2 protein-coding genes are annotated in these 2,952 nt (G+C 32.9%); both read left to right on the top strand.

Annotation, left to right across the window (positions count from 1 at the left end; all coding sequences use genetic code 11):
* Positions 1-534: 534 nt before the first annotated feature.
* Entirely contained in the window at positions 535-1,998 is a 1,464-nt protein-coding gene (locus tag S3O_RS0110160; RefSeq protein WP_156792891.1) for a hypothetical protein, read from the top strand.
* Between the two features lie 194 nt (positions 1,999-2,192).
* Positions 2,193-2,952, top strand: a 760-nt coding sequence (locus tag S3O_RS12860; RefSeq protein WP_010599010.1) for a hypothetical protein, incomplete at its 3' end; no start/stop codon positions are given.

Below are 2,952 nucleotides of genomic sequence, written 5' to 3' on the forward strand. Positions count from 1 at the left end.
CTCCTCCTATAAGGCTTCTATTACCTTTCTTCGACATTATTATTGATCTCAGGATTACTGCGATAATGAGGTCTGACGATGATAGTCGTGAACAAACACATCGCAATAAACGCCAAATGAAATCAAACTGCAGAATATAAATAAAATCCATTTTTTCATTATTAAGTTCTCTTTTTATACTTAGTATAATTGAACATTTATAATGCTAATATTTTTAACATACCAACTGAAACTCAAAAATAAATTTACTGTTTGCAATTATAATCATTTAAATTGATATATATTTCTATTCAAAAACGATTACCTTGAAAAATAGAATTATATTTTTTTAACAAATTAATTTAATTTTTTTAAATTAAAAAATCATGGAGGACATATAAAATAATTAATCTTTAATTTATACTCAAAACTGCTACGCAAACAAAAAAAGGAGTTGGCATGATTATTGAGGCGTTAACAGCATATAGTGTGGTGCAAATCACTTGGGAGATGCTTGAAATTCTGCACTTACTGCATGTAGGTCATGAAACCGGGGTGCATGGTTATCAAGCAGTAAATGTTGTTACAAACGCTTTGCAACAACAGCTTCAACAAAAAGAGTATAAAAAAGATCCCCTTCTAAGACTTGTTCATGAAGCAAAAACAAACTACGATCTCCAAGCTACTGGTACAGTGGATGAAACTATTGAGAATCGGAATAAAGAAGCTCAAGATTATTTTGAGCGATTGAATGACAGTCTTAATATTTTAAATCTTGCAAAAAAACATTTTCGTGAGACCCAAGTAAATTTAGAAGGACTAGTGAACGCCTTAGGGGTAGGGGTTAAGAATGAGCAAAAGTTTTTATCTAACTTATCAAAGTTTCAGAGTAACTTTAAATCCTTTAGCGATTCATTTAAGCAGTTTTCATTGCATATTAAACCACCTGATCGTAAAAACTTTTATATTTTATCTATATTAGAAGGCAAAAGCTCGATTGAAAAATTTAATGCCTATTTAAAAAGTATTGATCAGTCGTTTAAAGAACTGAAAGAAACACAAGAAAAGATTGCTAACCTATTTCAGACAAACTTGAGTAACATTCAAGCCTCCTTGGCTGAAGCAAGTTCAAGTTCTGCACTTTCTTTTGAAGAATTAAATCAGAGAATCAGTGAATGTCTGGCTGAACCAGAACTTATAGAAGAAACCATGCAAAATATTCTGCCGAAAAATTTGAAACTTGCGAATATTTGCACTGAAATAGTCCAAATGTCTACTGCATTTAAAAAAGCAGACAATACAGAGAATGAGCAGACCAACTTATGGAGTAATGATCCAAACTGGTTACCCTTATTAACGGAAGAAAAACAGATCGAAGTGGGTCAACGTATTTTTCTTCATGCGATGAATGAGACTTACTATCCAGGTAATATAAAATTACAGATCGCCAAAATTTTCTTACGTCAATACGTTTCTGAAGATGATCTAAAGCAAGTTACCATTGAACTCTTGTCCAAGAGATTAGCCAACTTGTTAATAGCGGAACAAATCAAAAAATGTGAAAAAATGATTGGCTTTCTCAATAATCTAATGGAAGAAAACATATTGCCAGAACAGGATCTTTATGGATTACTCGAGTGGCTAAAAATAAAGAGGAAAATCGTCAACTCGGTCGAGTACTGGAGAGAAATCTTGGTATCACCTTTTAATCTCGGCAGGTACAATATCGAGTCATTAAGATCAAAACTTGAAACATTATTGCCCAATGAAAATATAGATTTAATGATGAAAGCATATCAGGCAAGTTATTGGGGTGCTATCCGAGAAAAAAGTGATCAATTAATCCATCTTCCCGTCTCATTTAAAACAAAAATTATTCCAGATGATCGTTCTCAAACGGATCAGCAATTCGGCGAAGACTCAAATCTTGTTACGCCACTGATGAGTAAACTATCTAACCTGCTTATTACTGAACTTGTGGCATTAAAAGAAGAGTTATACGAAAAAAAATTCGTTTAGAGGAGGATATTCTCATTCTTCGCGAAGAAGAAAAAACAGTCCGCAATGGAATAAAAAATAGAGAACATGAAAACGGTGTAGAACGTATTAAGGAATCCCATCGCTATATTTCTTCGATTGACGAGCGAAGCAATAAACTCTTTCCCTATCTCTATCGTCCTGAAACAGTCAATGAAACTGAAAAGAAAAGACAAGTGCCCACCGTTGATGATTTGTTTCAGGTAATTTATAGAGGAGTTGATTTGCATGGGGTTTGTAAATGTAAAGGTAATCCTAATTCGAACTCCAATCTGCTTTTAGATTATTTTTATCCCAAGCACCCTACAGACTCCATAATGGAAGCGTTTGTTTACGCTTTGCAAAAATGCCAAATTAATGCACGGAATTTACTACATTTATTTTATTATCCTCCTGAGCCCTCGTTAGCGATAGGAAACGGAGAGGCAAAAAATCCTTCATTGGTAATTCTTTTAAAAAATAGCAAGAAAATAGATTTCCCTGTTCATAGTATAGCTTTGAATAATATATCACCCGAAGTAAAGGAGGAAACAGAAATTTTTAGTAATCAATTGGATAATTACTATAATTTATCGGTTATGAGATTAAATCCAAAGTTACGCAAAGAATTACCACTCGTAGAGAAATTCAAACTCTTAATTCAAGATTTATTTAATTTTGGTCAAAGAATTAGAGAAGAGCGATTTGAGAGCGTACAAATCATTATGGGGAGTCTACATGCCGTAGTGTCGTCAGAAGATATCATGTCGATTAACAAGGCAATAGATGACTTTAAAAAAAATTATGATAACCGATATAAGCTAGCACAAAAAACGGATAGGAGTACTTTATATGCGTTTACTAAAAAGGCAATGAATGATTGTATTTCAAAGATGCGTTGTCTCTCTGAAGTTGAACAAAAACAATTAGAATTAGAAATACAAAAAGCTACGATAG

Origin of the sequence: Rickettsiella massiliensis 20B (assembly GCF_000257395.1) — a bacterium.
Taxonomy (GTDB): Bacteria; Pseudomonadota; Gammaproteobacteria; order Diplorickettsiales; family Diplorickettsiaceae; genus Diplorickettsia; species Diplorickettsia massiliensis.